This window comes from Ectothiorhodospira variabilis, from assembly GCF_022227625.1.
GTDB classification, from domain to species: domain Bacteria; phylum Pseudomonadota; class Gammaproteobacteria; order Ectothiorhodospirales; family Ectothiorhodospiraceae; genus Ectothiorhodospira; species Ectothiorhodospira haloalkaliphila.
In genome coordinates, this window is record NZ_JAJNAO010000022.1 from 1 (window position 1) to 17629 (window position 17629).

At 55.2% G+C, this 17629-nt stretch carries 11 protein-coding genes; 1 reads left to right on the forward strand and 10 read right to left on the reverse strand.

From position 1 onward, the window contains the following. The first annotated feature begins 368 nt into the window (after window positions 1–368). A complete protein-coding gene (locus tag LPW30_RS14570; protein WP_274521698.1) occupies window positions 369–1871 on the forward strand; it encodes a trypsin-like serine protease in 1503 nt (500 codons plus the stop codon). Window positions 1872–1932: 61 nt separating this feature from the next. Here the strand turns inward: LPW30_RS14570 and LPW30_RS14575 are convergent, their stop codons facing one another. The 10 genes from LPW30_RS14575 to LPW30_RS14620 form a co-directional block, all read right to left on the reverse strand. After that, a complete protein-coding gene (locus LPW30_RS14575) occupies window positions 1933–5772 on the reverse strand; it encodes a M4 family metallopeptidase (RefSeq protein WP_239681209.1) in 3840 nt (1279 codons plus the stop codon). Window positions 5773–5907: 135 nt separating this feature from the next. Next, window positions 5908–7662: a DUF4214 domain-containing protein gene (locus tag LPW30_RS14580; RefSeq protein WP_239681210.1), complete on the reverse strand. Its 1755-nt coding sequence runs from the start codon at window positions 7660–7662 to the stop codon at window positions 5908–5910. Window positions 7663–7806: 144 nt separating this feature from the next. Then, complete coding sequence (locus LPW30_RS14585; protein ID WP_239681211.1) at window positions 7807–9519, reverse strand: class I SAM-dependent methyltransferase; 1713 nt, start codon at window positions 9517–9519, stop codon at window positions 7807–7809. A 354-nt stretch (window positions 9520–9873) separates the two neighbouring features. Further along, complete coding sequence (locus LPW30_RS14590) at window positions 9874–11940, reverse strand: DUF4214 domain-containing protein (protein WP_239681212.1); 2067 nt, start codon at window positions 11938–11940, stop codon at window positions 9874–9876. Window positions 11941–12094: 154 nt separating this feature from the next. Then, window positions 12095–13018: a glycosyltransferase family 2 protein gene (locus LPW30_RS14595; RefSeq protein ID WP_239681213.1), complete on the reverse strand. Its 924-nt coding sequence runs from the start codon at window positions 13016–13018 to the stop codon at window positions 12095–12097. A gap of 10 nt (window positions 13019–13028) precedes the next feature. Next, a complete protein-coding gene (locus tag LPW30_RS14600) occupies window positions 13029–13427 on the reverse strand; it encodes a GtrA family protein (RefSeq protein WP_239681214.1) in 399 nt (132 codons plus the stop codon). Next, window positions 13411–15075, reverse strand: coding sequence for a DUF6311 domain-containing protein (locus LPW30_RS14605; RefSeq protein WP_239681215.1), 1665 nt, complete (start codon window positions 15073–15075; stop codon window positions 13411–13413). Before LPW30_RS14605 ends, LPW30_RS14600 begins: the two co-directional genes overlap by 17 nt. Window positions 15076–15238: 163 nt before the next feature. Beyond that, on the reverse strand, window positions 15239–15763 hold the full coding sequence (locus LPW30_RS14610; RefSeq protein ID WP_239681216.1) for a putative periplasmic lipoprotein: 525 nt from the start codon (window positions 15761–15763) through the stop codon (window positions 15239–15241). Between the two features lie 22 nt (window positions 15764–15785). Continuing rightward, complete coding sequence (locus LPW30_RS14615) at window positions 15786–17036, reverse strand: tetratricopeptide repeat protein (protein WP_239681217.1); 1251 nt, start codon at window positions 17034–17036, stop codon at window positions 15786–15788. Then, window positions 17017–17481, reverse strand: a complete 465-nt coding sequence (locus LPW30_RS14620; protein ID WP_239681218.1) for a penicillin-binding protein activator LpoB — start codon at window positions 17479–17481, stop codon at window positions 17017–17019. Before LPW30_RS14620 ends, LPW30_RS14615 begins: the two co-directional genes overlap by 20 nt. Window positions 17482–17629: the final 148 nt, after the last annotated feature.

A 17629-nucleotide genomic window follows, 5' to 3' on the forward strand; every position in this document is an offset into this window, starting at 1 on the left:
CTCCACATCCGGCGCGTAACCGAGCGTGGCCAGGTAGATCTCTGTTACCCGCCAAGGGGTGTCCTCTCCCCGCTCGACAGCCTGTGCCGGCCAGCTCACCATCACCAGGGCGAGCACCACAATCGCACACCCCATGCTTCGCGCCCGCACCGCGCGCGCCCAGACACCACCCCGCATGACAACCGCCCCTTCGACGCTCTCCTAGCGCCGTCCTTTCCCCCATTTCGCCCGCACCCAAGGCTGCAAGCCAGTAAAGATCCAACCGCGATTCGGTATACTCCTAGAACAGGATGAGAACCACGTCAAGTTTTCAGGATGGATTTTAGAGACTCAAACCCGCGCGGTAGAGATATCCATAGGTCATGCTCATGAGAGTGGAAGCTATCTTGATACCCCCTTCAAGAGACCTCAATTTACCGGCTAAAGTACTGATTCGGCGCTTAGGCCTCAGCCTCATCGTCGCATTTGGGTGGACATCAGGTTGCTGGCCTGCACAAGCCTTGGGGTACCAAGAGGCCCAAGGGGAACCCCAGGACGCATGGCGGCCAGTGCAGCCGCGAGTCGTTGGTGGGTCGCCAGCCGAGCCGGGGGCCTGGCCCTGGCATGTAGGGTTGGAATTGTCTCAATCGGGCCAGGGTTTTGTTTTGCGTTGTAGCGGCAGCCTGATTGATGAAAGATGGGTACTCACCGCTGCCCACTGCCTGGAGGATATTCGGTCACCCGCACAGGTACGGGTCCGCTACGACACACTGGCACTGGGGGCGGGTGGGCAATTGGCCTATGCTCACACCCTGGAGATCCATCCTGAATACCGGTGGCCCCTGAACGATATCGCTCTGATCGAGCTGACCCATCCAATCTTCCACCCCACCCTCAGCCTGATGGACGAGGAGGATAGTGCGTGGCTCGCACCGACGGGTTTCAAGGCAACGCTGACAGGCTGGGGGTATACCAGCGAAGACGGTGATATGGCAGACCAGCTACAGGAAGTGGAGCTGCCCCTGTGGAACCTGGAGCAATGCGATGCAGCCCACCCTCGTCAGGCAGTGACGGAAGGAATGATCTGTGCTGGCCCCATTGACGGCGGCAAGGATGCTTGCCAGGGGGACAGTGGTGGCCCACTGGTGGTGCCGAGCGCCGATGGCGAATTTTTCCAGCTTGGGCTTGCCAGTTGGGGCGAAGGTTGCGCCCGTCCCGGGAAGCCGGGCGTGTACACACGGGTTCCCCATCACCTGGACTGGGTTCGCCAAATCACGCAGCGCCAGTGGCCTGCCAGCAGCGAAGTCCGGGAAGAGCGGACAGCATGGCAAGTCGCTGAAATTTATGTCGCTCTTCTCCAAAGAGCACCGGACGCGGAAGGACTCTCCTACTGGGCACACCGGATCAACAGTGACCCCGACTGGACGGCGCTCACGGTGGCGCGCTCTTTTTTCAATCATCCATTGGTTGCGCAAACCTACCCGGATGACCTGAACCACGGCACCCTGGTGCGGATGATTTACCAAAACCTGTTCCAGCGTGAGGCCGATGCATTCGGATACGGCTACTGGACCCAGGCTCTCGATCAGGGCGAACTCCAGCGGGAAGATCTTGTACTTGCCATGATCCACGGCGGGTGGGCCAATCCCGACGCCGCAGAGGACATGCGGCGCTTCATGCATCAGGTCCAGACCGGGCTGGCCTTCGCTCGTTATCAGGATCAACTGGACAGGCGTTTCAGCACAATGTCACACGAACATCAGACGTTATTGATCCAGGCCGGCGAGAAGATCCTAGCCGGCCTGGACGGCCATCTATCCACGCTGCAGGCCACCGTGAGCGCCATTCCGGACATGCTGGGGTTCCTGGCACATCCAGAGTCAGCGGACTGATCCCCTTCTCACCTGCTGGGGGATCTTCAATGAATCAGGTATGCATTCCTCACTCAAGTCCTCAAAGGCAATCCAACAACCTCGGAATGCGGGCAATGGCGGCATCCCGTGAAGCCGGATCCGATGTCACCCCTTCCATGACTGCGGTGGTTGCCCGAAGGAAGCACTCCTGTCCCGATGGCGACAATGCTTCATACCGGATGCCTCGTTCGTGGTGGTAATCGGCGAAGGCCATTGCGACATCCGTACGATTACCGAGTCTTGCCATATCCACCGCCGCCTCCGGATTGGCCCACCCCCCATTGATCATGGCAATAATCATGGCATTTCTCGGCATTCGCCCGGAACTCAGCTCCTGCGTCCAGTAACGATTCCCGGCTTCATCCGGCATACGACCGAAGATATTCCAGTACAAGGCCCGCACCAATTCGCCATCATCCATCGTGGGCGGATATTTCTGAGTGACCAACGGCTGGTCAAAAAAGCTCATCGCTACCATCTCCGGGGTCCAGCCGGTGCGTAGGTTATTCAACCAGTATTCCAGCCCCTGGTGATCCGGCGCCCCGCCCATGGTGGCGAGATACACCTCCACCACCTGCCACCGCTGGTCCCGCTGTTCGGGGGGGGTTGCGCGCATTCCCGCAAAATGTGCGGAGACCGTCCTTTCGCGATCCATGGTTACCCGACACACGCCAGAACCCGCGCAGTCGCCGCCCCATCGATCGAAACTTGACTGACCTGTGGGAGCGGGCACCAACTCAACCACCGTACCCTGAGCAAAGCGCGCCGAGCACGCGGGTGCGCAGTCAATGCCCCCCGGTGCACTCCGTACCGAGCCACTCCCGGAGCCCATCACGCTGATGGCGAGAGGATGATCCACCTGATAATCACCCCTACGATACACCACGCCAAAGTCAGCATCCTCTATCCATAGTTCGGGACTGCCCTGCGGACCCATCCGGTCACTTGTCAACGCCACACGAAACAGGGACGACCCCATGTTGCGCCACCAACGCGGATCCTCCTTCGCATATACCACTGCACGGTCATCACCTGTGAATACAGGTGATCCGTAGTAACCATGGGTCTCATCAACCCCAGCAATCTGGCCGGTGGGCACATGCAGGATCGCGACCCAAGACCTATTGGCTCCTTCTTCAAGTATGTCGAATACGAGAAAGTTGTCGCTGGTATGCGATATTGACGGGTACGCAAAGTTCACTCCCGGCATGGGTGGCACAATGACAAAATTCTGACCAGACATCAAATCCAGCCCGGATATGCTCCAGTTAACGAACGATGACCCATCAACCAAATTGATTCGATTCAGCACATCAAAAACCAGGAAACGATTACCGCCGACGAACGTCATTGCATCCGCGTGAATGACCGTATCCAATTGCAGGTGCGCCGAAATAGCATCCGCTCGCAACTCGAAGGTCTCCATGGTCTCGTTAATGAGATCCACGATGCCGATGCGATTTTCCGGTCTACCCGCGGCATCACGAAACACGAAGGCATACATATTCGCATCACGAGACATTGCCACCGAATAGATTTCACCACTCAAGCCTGCGCAAGACTCTGCCCCACGCTCCCCGGTAGATATAAAGCACACATCACTCGTGGAATCTATGAAAGTCACGAAAGAACCGTCTCCTGACACACTGGGCCGATCAAACATTACCGGATAAGCACTCAAGGGCGCGCCATATTGACCATCGTTCAAAGCAGCTTCCTTTCTCCATAACGAGAGTGGCTCAGATGCGTCATATCGCGACACGAATACGGTTGAATCCTCGCCTGAGATCACCGGGCGTTCTGGTGCAGGCGGAGTCGGCGAGCGCCCAAGAATGCCGACCGCATCGAAGGCACTGGCCGTTTTCAAGGCTTCATTTGAGCCACTACCAAAGAGCTCCTCAGCCGACCGAATGGCCGCCGCACGCATGTCAATAAATCGTGACTGTTCAGTCAGGTGGCGACGAATGGAACGAAAAAATATCCTTTCGGCGGAGCCTGCACCAATGGCACCCGGCATACCCTCCGCCAGCAAATAAAACGCATGGCTAACGATCGTGGAGTTCACATGCACGCCACCGAGATTCAGCCGACGATCTTGAGCGCATACTTGGTCCGACACACCCAGGCACATATCGCAGAAATCATCGTAATGTGCCGGGTACGCCTGAATACAATGAGCAGGCAATGAAATACTAATACTTCCCGGCCCATCCAACCGCCGCATCATCGTTTGGGGCAACGCACTGCCCGCGCGCCAATCATTCCGCCCAAACGCATACCGCTCCGCCATTTCACCAAAGATATCAGAGAAAGCCTCGTTAAGGGCTCCGGATTCCTTGAAATACCTTAGATTAGCAGTGTGCGATGTCACCCCATGCATATACTCATGGGCCACCACATCCAGAGATCCTGAAAAGGGCTGATCGTCGCCGAAACCCATCACAAACATGCCGGGATGCCAGAAGGCATTATTGCGCGGGGAAATATTTACAAAGGCAAGAACATGTTTATCACCCTCGCCATCGACAGAGGAGAATCCGTGCACTTCATAAAAATAATCGTAGGTCAGGGACAAATTTCGGGCCGTACTAACGCCAGTCGGCAACCATCCTGAGAAACGGTCATTTGAAGTGATATAGGAAAAACTCATAGAAGGCGATGTATATTCCCCCTTTCCGTCGAGCACAAGGATCACCTGGCCTTTGGAATACATAGGCTTGGTCGCGTCCAGGAGCAGATGGGTACTGCTATTAACTGAAAGCAGATCCAGCGGCTTTTCAACGCCTAGTACACCGATACCACTTCCAATGGACGGCATACCTTGCGGCAGTCCTCCATGAATCAAGCTTTCGACCGTCAACACCTTGCCATCGAGCGCATCAATCACAACCCTCCAGGCTGAGTCGATCGCAATATCGAGATCCATTTTCCAACCGAGGCGGGCCGGCGCATCAATCGGACCATATATGATCAGCTCAGGATGCGTGATCCGTGCCCCAAAGCCATCCTGGATTTCTTTACGTGCAAGATCTCGCGCTTCCCCTTCAGCCAGAATCGGCGAAGTGGCCACGTGGATTGGAGTGGGGATGAATGAGCCATTAAACAAATCCACGTTTCCCGCGGAATCGAGATGGACATTCAGCCGGGTCGGCCAGACCGGGATTCCCTGGTAGCTTTGGGTAAACCGGAAGATCGTTCGGCCCAGATCATCCTGCTGTCGCAGTTCCAGAGCCAATTCGGACCGTGGATCAATAATCCGCAGGTGATCTCGGTACGTTTCAAGGAAGGTCCAGGCAGTGTGCTCAGCCGCGTCGGCTGCGTCTCCAGAGCGCGGGGCAGGGATGGATTCCAACAATGCCCCCCTCTGCCCCTCCGGCAACCGGCGCGCAATTTCCCTCGGAGCACCCATCGGATTGGTGCTCATCTCCAAGCCCTTCAGGTCCCGGGCTCCCTCGCTCCATGTTGCGTTCCCCGGGGCCATCCTGGGCTGTGCATGGAATTCCAATGCATGATGCTTTCTCGAGTTCTTGCCCTGCACCGGCCGTTGAATGGGAGTTTCGTGGACACCCGGGACTTCCTCTGTTGACCACTTCATCTCCCCGCCGCCAGGCTGTACTGGCAAGCTAGCTGGACTGGACACCAGTCCGGCCTTGACATGCTCAATGGACTCCTTGATCACCCGTAGGCGTAAATCATCTGACTCGACCCTCTGCGAGTCTGAGGGCTTTGCAATGGACTGGGCTTCACCGGGATCAAAGGGGATGGCACGAATATCTTCCACCGCAAAAGAGGCGACGAGTGGAAGCGGAATGAAAACGAAAATCAGCGTACTGATGGTAATCCACGGGGATGATACACATCGTTGAAAGGCCCTGTTCATGATCTTGTTCCTCGTTATGCAGCCGCTCCATTGGGATAAATCTGACTCCGGCTGCCTTGCGAACCTTGAACGAAAAGCGTACAAAAACCCAGTCAAGACAAACTGACCACACAAAACCCATTCTCGACGAGGGCCTCAGAGACACCCCAATACTGATGGGATTTTTTGAAGGGCGCGGTCTCGCGAGCCTCTATCCTCAGTGACGTCCACGATGACGGAACGCCCTGCCTGTCGCACACATTCCTGCTGAGCCTGAGTCAAGGCACCGAAGCGAATGCCTCGACTTCGCAGATAACTTGCAAAATTCAAAGACACATCTACCCGGTGTCCAAAACCACGCATCTCAGTCGCGGCAGCCGGATTCGCCCACCCGCCTTCGATCAGGGCAATGATCATTTGATTACGCTGCAACCTGCCAGACTGAAGTTCGGTCAGCCAGTATCGCCGACCTTCCTCGTCCGGCGGCCCTTTGTAAATATTTTGATAAAGAGCGTTTATAAACACATCGTAAGGCTGGCCTGAAGGATATACCGCCTGCACCCCTGGCTGGTCAAAAAAACTCTGGGCGACCGAGAGAGTATCCCAATAGGGCTTATAATCAATTTCGTCGGTCCAATAATCAAGGCCGTCAGCTTCTGGCGCATACCCCAGTGTAGCCACATAGATCTCTGCCACCCTCCATTGTGTTTTATCTCGATCGAATTGGACGTCAGGGGGATCATCCGGCACCGGAGCTTGCAAATTCACTTCAGCTTTCGCCACAAGATTCATGGGTGAAATCGTGAAGTACACCGAACGACCATCAGTAGTCATGTCGACACCGCCGGGAGCCAGAGTACCCAAGGTCGTATTCACCAAGTCCACCACACAGTCCACACGGTCCACGCCAGGACTCACATAGAGAATTGCCGGCCCACCTGAGCACGCCTGCCCCTGGGCGAACGCCCCCACCAGAAAACCGCTGTCAATCTTTGATTCGGACATCCCCATTGACATCAACTGCCTTGAAGGATAGCCCAAGGTCAATTCAGGATACCCAACCCCGGTAGACTTGAAATCCACATGCATCTTGACGATGTAGAATGGTGAGACAAATCCGGCTCCAGGTCGTGATTGCGGGTGATAAACAAGGCTGGCAATCAACGTACCGTCGGGATTCAAAGCCAAACCAGGGCCTTGAGTATCCAAGGGCGGGGGTATGACTGGAGTGGGTAAGGGGAAGCTTGCGACAAGGACGTCCGTGTGGACAGCACTCCCGGTGGCTAACGGGTCGTTTGGAAGCCTCAATCGGCCCACGAACTGAGAGCCGCCAGGCCCCTGCATGCCAGAGAAATACAGCTCCAGTCCATCATGCCCAAGGGATCTCAGTGCAATGTCCCCAAAGATGATATGCGACAACATAGGCAATGTCACATACTCACCCGAGAGCACATTCAGGACTGGCTCATGAGGAAAACCGTGCACAGCAATATTCAGAAAAAACCTGGAATCCAATGTCACAGGATCTATGACATAAAGGCCACCACGTTTTTCCAGTCCCCATATGACACCACGCTCCGAGTCTTCAACCAAACGGATACTCCCGAATAAATTCGGGTTATAGGCCAGCCGGCGTCCCTGGGAATCGAATCGGTATAAACCGCCGTCACCCAGCAACGAGAGGGAATGAACATAAACGTCACCCTCTTGGTTGACCATCACACTTTGTGGGAATGTAATGTCGGCAAACCGCGTTAGCGTTGCGCTGGAAGCGAGGGGAACATAACAAACAATAAGGATGATAAATAATAAAGGATAACGCGCATGCGCCCCCAGGATACGCGGAGAAATCCGTTTTCCAGCCAGGACACAGGCAAAAAGGTTTACAGCTCCACGAAAGGACGCCTTCATGACGTACCGCTCCCGGGTAAGCCAAGACGAATCGAGACCTCAAACGAGCCTCACCAAAGCCCTGCGTTTAGTATGTCTTTTAGACGGTGCCCGGCGATTATTCAAGGAAAAATACGTGACGGGTATCCCAGATTAGTAGAAGGATCACTTCTTTGCGACCAAGGCAAAGTCCCGTGGACCGTAAAACAAGGTGTTAAATCGATGCGGTAGGTTACCTTGTTCCTGGATATGATGCTCAGAAGCCACCGGGTTCAAACGCAGGGTCTCGATATCAGTAAAGCCTACGTGCGCAAGCGTGAAAGCCATCACCTCGGGCAAAAGAGGCTTCTGATGCGTCGGATCCGCGTAGAAGTGGCAGGCACCCACGGAGAGATTCTCCGGATTGGGTGTTTCAAAAATGAACACCCCTCCAGGCACCAGAACACGATGGGCTTCTTCAAGAAGTTGTAATAGCGTTTCAAATGGCAGATGTTCAAGCAGGTGAAAGGCCGTAATCGCTCCAAGACTGGCATTTGGCAATCCGGCAAGGTACTCCACAGCCGAGGCACGTGTGACCAAAAGCCCCTGGGCCTCTGCTCTAACCAAAGCATCCGGGTGTGTGTCCACTCCTCGAGCGGAAATACCCGTCTCGGCAAGGAGTGAAAGCCAATCCCCGCGACCGCAGCCCAGGTCCAGCAATGGCGAGGTCGGCTGCACCGGTGCATTCACTATGTAAGGCAAGTAAACCCGCAAACGCTCCCGAATGACCTCAGGCGGCCCCCGAAACGCGTCTTCAAAGGCCTGATACCAGCCCATCAGCCTTTTCTGATCTCCTCCATCTACGTGATGGGCTTTCATCAGGATGGCCAACTCGTGTCTCAGGCGGGGCAGATGATAGACACCAGAAAGGATATCGATTGCTTTCCTGACTCCAGGTATGCGACGCAACTGCCTCACCAGGCGCTTTGCCACCCCTGATCCTGACCATTTCTCCGGCACAGTCGCTGCGGCGGTTGCGGCAACCGCCTCGTCAGGATGACGGCTGTCCTCGAGACGAGCACCCAATACATCAATGACACGCTGTCGCTCCAAGGGCCTTCTGGCCGCCAGCGCAAACAAGGATGGCGCATCCCGCCAATCACTCTTTGAAAACCGCTTTTGCAGACTTCCTGCGGGATTATGATGATCCGCCCCCCATAAAAGGACATGCTCAAAATGCGAAGCCAACTGCTTTCGCATGCCTGTTGGCGTTTGCTCATTGATATGCATTTGCAATTCGTAGGGACTACGTGGCTCGCTAGGCAGGCTCTCGCCCTTTAGTTCAGCCTCTCGTCGGCGTCGCGGATAGCCAAATCGATAAAACCAGTGATTCGGGAAGGTATGAATGGCAAATAGGCCATCAGGTTTCAGATGACGCCGGACGAGACTGTAGAGCTCATCCAACTCCTGCGGAGCAAGGTGCTCAATCAGGTCCGAGGCCAGAACAAGGTCATACCCCCCCTGATACACCTTTGGATCGGTTACTGACCCACACACGAAATGAGTATTCTGTCGGAGGCTTGGCTCTCCCTCGAAGCAAGCCTCGGCCAGCTCGATGGCCTGAGGCGAATAGTCCACTGCGTCCACAAGACACCCTTGAGCCGCAAAATATCGTGCGATCTCCCCCCGCCCGCAGCCCAGGTCCAACACCCTGACTTGGCTTGCGCCGAGCTTCAGGGCACCCAGCCGGGCCATGCACTCCAGGCGAATATCCAATACCTTGCCGCCGGATTGCTTGTAGGTCTCATAACCTCCACAGTCCTCCAGAAAGTACTCCGCCGTATAGGCGCCACGAACGCTGGCGCTTGTCACGGCGCCATTCTCACTGGACTGCTTCATTCAAATGCACCCCTTAATCCCACAAGACTGGAGCCGTCTTTTCAAACAAGACCATGCAAAACGCGCCATGCTAGGGGAAAACATGGGTAATATCAAATGATAATCAAGAGAAAAGCACCTAATGGACACCACCTCCCTGAGGTTTCCATGGCAAAAATTCAGAAGTCGCTTGTGAATTCCTGGTCCAAGGACGTGGTCCCCATGAGCATCCGGTGCTCAGGCCTCTTGACCCGAGATGCGGCCCTGCTGACCTGCGATCAATAGACCACCAAGGATGATGATTGCTGGCCAATGCGATAGACATCCACGTTATAGTGGCCTCAGCGCCCCCCCGACATTTCGCGTGGGGTTCCCTTAAGGATCTGCAACAAGTCGAACGGCGGCGGAATGAGCAAAGTCGATGTCACCCTCTCCCACAATGTCATGATCCCTTCCGGATCTAAAATCCACAATACCCAACGTTCTCTGGCCTGCGGCATTTAGCGTAGGTGAACGCCCCCATACGATTGGGAAATTCTCACCGAACGTCGGGAATGCGAGCCAATTAAGGGTTGGCGTTAAGTAATTCCCCTCGCACACATCCGCACCATATTGCTGAGGCTGGCCGCTGGAGCAATACACTAAAGTATTTAGCTCCTCAACCGTTGGTAATCTGTAACGATCGTGCCTGGTGTCTAGCGCCTCCCGGGCCAGAAGCAATTGGGGGTTACCAAGACATTGACTACCATCCCACGATTGACCAAGCAGGCAGCGATGCCATAAGAGCCCGGTCCGGACATCTCGCACCCGGTCCCCCATAGGGAGAAAACGGCCGTCCACTATGTGGTCGTAGGCCACGCCGACATCGAGATAATATTTGCTTTTCTGGCCAGGGTACAGATCTTGAACAGCCAAATAGTAGACGCCTGTTGAAACCGGATATTGTAAATTGAAATGCCTCGCCCAGTTCCCTGTTCTTTTGAGGATCATGCCGTCTTCATCCATAAGTGTCCCACGCGTCTGGGTTGCACCCCACGGATCTCTTGCTCTCGTGCGTAATGTTAATTCCCCAGGCGCGTCCACTTCGATCTTGAAAACATCAATATCGTTTGGGTAGTCGATTGCCCCCACTATGGTTGAATTGAGCGGCACCGGAGTCGCGTCGGCAATCGTGTTACCGTGATCATCCTCTGGCCGGTAGCCGCATCGTGAATTTCCGAGATTAACCAACTTACGGATCCCCTGAAGCTCCATCTCGAAGCCGATAGAGCCGTCATATTCGACGCCATAGCGCAATGAACTGTTTGAATCGTCTGACTCAACATTGGATAGCTCTATCGTTTCCGGGAAAACTGCGTATAACTTATTGGACTCAATAAAGTTAAATGTTCTGCCGCCAGAGGTGTACTCTAACAGATGGTCTTGTGCGTCTTGATCACGGTAGACAACATGAAGCTTTATTTCTCCCCAGTCGCGGCCACCCCACCACGCTGTCTGCAATAGCATAATCGGGAGGTGGAGTTCCGGATTATGCGGGAACTCCACGCATTCAAGCCTTATGGAGGGTAGAAATCTTGTGGCCTGAAGGAGTCTGATAATGGTTTGAGAGAAGTCGTTTATTGGAGTTGCGGTTGACCAGATGATATCATTTAGTAGATTGCTCGTGATGCTTATAAAATGCTCTCGCTCCAAGCTGGCCGGGTGGTCATCATTTAGCAACCCCTCTCTCAAATCACCTAGTTCATAGACAAGAAAATCATTCAATACCGTGGCGGTGAGGTCGTGAGGGTTTGCCGTGAGAGTGGATAGGCGATCCCTTGAGAAGGAGGCATAATCCTGAATATTGCCACTGTGAATATTCTGGATTAGTTCTCTTCCAATTTGATGGAAGTGTTCTTGCTGCATTAAAGACAGACTCGTATAGGAGATTCCTAGTTTTGTCTGTACATCGGCGAAAGTCGCCGCCCCCCTCACCTTGTTGCCGAATATGCGCATATCGTCCGCTGCATTCGGGTTCTGCCATCCCGCATTGATAAGGGCGATAATGAGCTTGTCACGCGTGATTAGTTGACTTGCAAGTTCTTGTTCCCAGTATTCAAGAGCAGGCTGTTCCGGGGGTCTCCCAAAAACGTTGTCATAAACTGCCTTTACAAAATCCGCTGCGGATTGTTGGGAGGGATATGCTTGCTTGACCAAGGGCTGATCGAAAAAACTTTGGGCGACAGTCTCCGGCGTCCAAGCGGGCTCTTGGTGAATCATTTGTACCCAATATTGTATCCCTTCAGCATCCGGCGCGCGCCCCAGTGTCGCTACATAGATTTCGGTTACTTGCCACCAAAGGTTTTCTCGCTCAGGCAGGTTGCTTGCTGAAACAGCACTCGAGAAAAGATACATGAAGAGCGATGACGCCAGCGCGATAGCATTCGCTTTACGTGTGCCCATGACACTTAACTCCTATGGCTTGATGCATACCTGCAACAATAGACCACCGCCTCATAATCAGGCATGGGCACCCCAAACACCTGCATACACTTCCATGACTTGCTCGCGCATTCCGTATGATTCTGGTCTTGGCATGGATAGACTCCAGAGTAGATTATTGACGAGACGGGCGGATCAGGTAGCTTGGGCGCCCCTTGATCTCCTCGTATATGCGAGAAAGATAATGGCCGACGATGCCCAGCGCGAGCAGCGTCATGCCCCCCAAGGCGCTGACCAGCACGATCACCGTGGTAAATCCATCCAGTGCCTGTCCACTCAACTTCAGGAACAGGCTGTGCAATCCCACCGCAGAGCCTGCGACCAGTGTGAGCAAGCCAAGCCCGGCGACCAATCGCAGGGGCAACGCCGAAAAGCTGGTCAGGTTGGTCACTGCGTAACGCAGCAACCCGAGGGTACTCCAACGACTTTGGCCGGAAGACCTTGGGGGCACGGAAAATGGGATACTCGCGCTTGGGTAGGCCGCCCAGCTGACCAGCCCTCTGAAGAATCGTTGTCGCTCCGGCCAGGATAAATAAGCGTCCACGACCTCGCGATCCAGCAGTTTGTAGTCACACTGGCCCGACAGGTCGATCCCAGCCATCCTGCGAAAGAGCCAATAGAACAAGCGCGCGCTCCAATCCGACCCCCAGCGCCGCTCAGGCGGACGCGTGCGCACGGCATGCACCACGGGCAAGCCGGCGCACCACAGCCTGACCATCTCCGGAATGAGCTCCGGGGGATGCTGAAGATCTGCGTCCAGAAGGATGACCGCATCCCCTTCGGCATGCTCCAGACCGGCCTGAATGGCCGCCTCCTTCCCAAAATTTCGGGTAAACGACAACACGCGAACCGCCTCCCCTTCCTGGGCCAGCGCCAAAGCCTGCGTGGCAGTCTCATCGGTGGAGCCATCATCAACAACGAGGAGCTCGTATCGCACGTTTTGCGCCTTGCGTGCCTCAGAAAGGATGGTGCGCAAGCTTTGGGAAATGTGCGCACCCTCGTTGTGTGCCGGCACAATCAGACTCACACATTGCTGCATGGGAACTCCATCACCTTGAATCAAACGCCCAGAAACGGGCGGCAAAATAAACAAGCAAAGGTACCGCCAGCGTGGCGACCACGATGGCCAGGAAACCGTCCAGCAAACCACTGAACACCACCCCTCCCAGGAGTAGGTTGTTTAGCGCAAACCCTCCCAGAGCCACCAGCGCAAAGCGGTGCAAACTGGATTTCCTGGCTACGAAGGTGAGCCGACTGTGGCCGAGATAGGACACGACGAAAGCCACGACAAAGGCCAAGGCATTGGCGACGAACACTGAGTGATCGGATAGTGACAGCACCAACCAAGCGACGCCCAAGTGTGTGGCAGTTGCACTGGCCCCCACCAGTGCGAAAAAAGTGAGCGAGCGCATCTCCCGAACAACGCGATCCTTAAGGCGTGCAAACATGACCGCCCGAAAAAGGAGTGCACCGTTGTTCGACCTGGGTGCCAAATCTGCTGACCAGTTCCGTCTCATCGATGTAATCATCCAGAAACACGTACAAACTCCCATCCATCAGTCCCTCCGCCAAAACAGACTCCTTGTCCACGCAGTTGCCCACCCCACGAGCGATAAGGCCGGTGTTGAAAGGTGTCGCACTAAAGGCGGCCAGACGCTGAAGGGGAACGATGTCCTCGAAGGCATGAGCACCACAACCAAAGGCTGGGAAAAGATAAATACGCTCAGCGCGCTCGGCCTGGTGCTGCCACCAGCTGTCGTTCATCTGCATGGGGGCTTCCAAGGCCGCCGCCTCCCTGGTCATGCCACGCAATGGGGCTGTATCAGCAACCTGAACCACGACGAGACCAGCCAGCAACACCCGCCCCAGACTTGGCCCCCGCAACGCACTCAGCCCCAGAACCATGCATAGCACCAGCAGATAACCCACCGGCCAAAAAAACCTGCCACTGGCACGAAACTGTTCAGCCAGGGGCATCATCCACTGCGGCAATGAAATCTCCCACAGCCCAATGCCGGCGGCAAAGGCCTTGTTCGAAATGGCATACAACGTAAAACCCACCATCAGCAGAAACAAGCCGGCGTGGCGCCGAACAAGCGAGGGTAAACGCCGCCATTGCGTCATCACAACGATGAGGAGTCCGACGATGACCCCCAGGCCCAAGTGATTGTACCCCTCAAACTGGCCACCGGTGGCATCATAGGGAACGGGCCAGGTACCATACAGCCCGCTCTGATCCTGCAGGGACGGCATGTCCAGGAAGTGCCCACCGATGAGCGGTGCCACCAGGTTCATCGAGTTGAACCCGAACCCCCCACCACCACTCAATTGCCCGACCCCATGGGTCAGATAGCCGCCCGCCCACATGATGAAGATGACTGGAGCCAATGCACCCAACAAGACAACGGCTTGCGCGCTCATCCCGTGATCGCATAGCCGAGCCCGGTCCACCAGGCCTACCATGAAGATCGGCACCACCATCGCGAGCAGATACGGATGAACCAACAACGCTACACAGGCGAGCATAGCCAGCGAGAGCATCAGACTCCGATTACTTATTGCACCCGGCCTCGTCATGAGAAAGTACAATGCCAGCGCAATGAGGATCGCAGCATGAAACGTCAGAGCCGCATGGGCATGAACTCTGAAAAGCATAGCCGGGGATAGCAGGAAGAGAACCACCGCCAAGGGCAGCATCACACGATCCCGCACCCCCATCAAATGCAGCAACCAGGCCGCTGCGACACCCTGCAGCACATAACTGAACGCCAGCCAGTAGCCAAAGTAATGGAAATCAGGCGGCAGTAGATCCGCGAACATCTTGGTGGGAACGGCCACCAACGGAATGACGTCGGCAAACGCGGCATTGATACCTTCAGGGTAATTCAGATGCCGCGTGTACAGTATGGGAACGTGCCAATCATCATTAAGATAAGCTCGCAGCGCCGAAACGTGGGCGCCCGGATCCCCAATCCACCAGAGCCCCGACGTACCGGCCAGATGATTGATGGGTAACAGCCACACTACATACACGGCGCCAATACTTGCTCCCCAAGCCAGCGCCCACTTCGGCGAGATTCCTACATTTCCGACCACTGTCCGTTCTCTGGCATGACCATTCCGAGTTGCCCGTCTCGCTCAATGGAAGACTGACTGGGAGGCGGGACACTCCCGGCAGGCGTCTCGGTAGTCAAGTCCACAGTACTTGCGCATCCAGCCAACAAGGCCATCAAAAAATACAACGGACTGAATGCTCTCATCATTTTGCTTCACGCACTTCAATGTAGTAATAACGGGGCTCAACGATGGTCGCCGACGCTTCGGTATAGCTATTCACGGACTGCGGCGGCAGGTGGAGACGCTGCCAAGCGGTCGGGCCTTCGACGGGTGCCTGCTGCGCATCGAAAAACTGCACACGTGATTCGATCGTAAGTGGTGAATCCGTGCGATTTCTAAAGGTGGCCCACACCTCTAGTGTATCGGTGGGGGTTCGTCTTGAGTTGGTGCGTTCAACAGCAATCTTACTCAAATGCGTATTTTCTTGACGGTCATTACGAAATATAGAGAGCCAGTCCGGGGCATCCGTAACGGTCCTGCGACTCGCGGAACTTTGTAGATTTTTATCAATAATTGCCACCGAATTCATATTAATCCGAGCACTCGGCGCATCGGGGTGTCTCACATGAACGCCAGGCGCGGGGCCTTCATCGACGTCAGTGATAGTGCTGGTACATCCCGATAGCAACATCATCGGTAGAACGGTTACGGCCACGAGCATCCGCATGCTTAATCCTCCTCCCAAAACATTATTGCGCTAGGGTTTCAGGTGAACGGATCCACCCAAACCGATTACCCTGGCGGTCCATGTGAAGCAGGACTTGCTGGATCGATCCGATGGGCGCACCCCGTGGGTTCAGGAAACGCACATTGAGCTCAGCTTCATTCTCATCGCACATTGCCAGGTGAACCCGGTCGGGCAAGTTATCCCAGGTTCTTGTGTCTGCGCGAGGGTTCATTCTCTGTGCCACCAACATGCTTGAAAGGCCTACAGCACTGAGGGCGGCGGCCCCACCTCGTATTTCCGACATTTGACCCTGAAGCAGGGGGGATAAGAGCGTGACGGTCGTCCCTGCATCTGCGACCGTGCTACCCACATCATCCACTCGCCCCTTCAGCACTGCCTGCCCCTTGAGTATGTGATCAACAGGGCGTCCTCCGCGCGTCTTTGCTTGCCACGCAATATCCTCAATGGGGAACATATTGTCCCAACTTCCATCTCTCTGGAGTGCCACCTTATCTGCCTCGAAACCACGGCCTCTAAACAGTTTCAATTGGTACTGTCCAACGCCATCGGCAAGTTTTCGTGGCGCAGTGCCCGTCTCTACAATTACCAGGCAATCCGAATCCGCGGCAGGCAGGGGGAGAGCGGGACGGTGAGCCCTGGCCTCTTCAAAAGAGTCGCGCGCCAGCTCCGTATCACCCAAGAGGTGCGACGCCCAACCTTCAAGAAACATCAAGAGCGCGAAATCCGCCCGATACTGGAGCTCCTCCGCAAATGCGTCCTGAAGCACCCCGCTTCGGAAACTAGCCCTGGCGTTTTGATAATCCGCCTCCCGCAGGTAAAGCAACCCCCTGTAGTAATATGCCATTGCCCTTTCATAAGGCTCACCACGGAAGTCTTTCATTCCCTCTTCGTACCACAAGCGCCGTGCTTGCTTCGCTTGCTCGGTGGTGCCAAACTCACTTTCGATATGCGCTAACACTACGTCAAATGAGTTAGCGGCGATTTGATACTCGCCATGACCCATCGCCTCAAGCCCCAGCCGCATCTGGTACAACACTTGGCTACTGGGGTCGCCTGCCAACACCGCCTTGTAGTGGGCCTGTAGCGGTTCCGGCTTATCTTCCAACTTCGCGAGTGTTCCTGGATCGAGATCTTTGTCCCCCGAATCGCGCATCGCTTGATGATGGGCGGACGCCGAGCATGCCACCAGGATAAGACAGACAGAAAAGACCAAAAGGAGTTGAGCAGCCCTATTACCGATAGATAATATCATCCTGCGCGCTCCTGCGGTAATCGTACATGCCGGTCCACACAATATTTGAAGTCTCAAGATCGACCATTTCGAAGATAAACTGATGATACCGCGAAACCTTGCCTTGGCTTGCGTCGACGGCATCAATTGAGGTGATGCGCCCCCCAAGCCTATAGTCAGCACCCGAAGGCAACGCCGACTGACCGCTGCCATGAGATACCTCATTTTCGCGCTTTAGCCTGCGTTCCTCGGCCACCATATCGGAATAATGGCGCCCGACAAAGACGATACGACCGTTGGCAGCTCGGTTGAGCTCAACCCTCAGACGATCAGTGATGATATTGCGGTTTATCCTGGAGGAACTCTCATTCCGCAGGTAGTCGGCATCGACTATCACCCTTGCGGGAGGAACCTGACCAGCTACACTTGGGTTCGATAGCATGTCACGCATCATGCGATCTGTCATGCTAATAATATCCTGTGACTCAATTCCAATTCCGGTTATCGACCCCGGGCTTGAGGCATCTTCGTAAGTAGATGCTTGACCTTCGTTGCTATTGACCCTTGTAGTTTGGTGCGTGGTACAGCCCAGCGACAATGCCAGGATGGCAACG